Origin of the sequence: Photorhabdus akhurstii, from assembly GCF_018448925.1 — a bacterium.
In the GTDB taxonomy this organism is placed as follows: Bacteria; Pseudomonadota; Gammaproteobacteria; order Enterobacterales; family Enterobacteriaceae; genus Photorhabdus; species Photorhabdus akhurstii.
Genome location: NZ_RCWE01000128.1, coordinates 1 through 496 on the forward strand (window position 1 = coordinate 1; position 496 = coordinate 496).

The window sequence follows — 496 nt, forward strand, 5'->3', positions numbered from 1 at the left end:
GGTCCTGGCTGTCATAACCCAGACTGACGGTCCGGTTCTCTTCATCCAGCACCCGCACCAGCCGCTGATGCTTATCATATTCCTGTGTGCGGCAGTTGCCGTCCGGGTCTGTTTCGGCCGTCACCAGCCCGAAGGCATTGCGGGTCAGCGTGGTTTTCCGGCCGTCCGGCGCAATAAATCCGGCCGGCTGGCCCTGTTCATCATACAGAGGCAGCCAGGCGCGTTGCAGCGGGTCGGTCATGCCGGTCAGTTGCAGGCTGTCAGCCTCATAGCTGTACTGCCATACCGCGCCGGTCGCCTCCGTCAGCGAGGTTACCCGACCGGTATCGGCCAGATAAGTCAGCGTCAGGGTTTCCCCTTCCGGTGATATCTGTCTGACCAGATTGCCCCAGCGGTCATAGTCATAACGGGTCACGCCGCCGCGCGGGGTGTGGATTTCAGTTATTAATTGCTGGTCGTTGTAATGCCAGGTGGTGGTGTGCCCCTGTGGGGTGGT

At 60.9% G+C, this 496-nt stretch carries 1 pseudogene; it reads right to left on the minus strand.

The annotated features are described in order from the left end of the window. Nucleotides 1–496 (minus strand): annotated as a pseudogene (locus EAE93_RS24070) (type IV secretion protein Rhs); the annotation flags it as partial.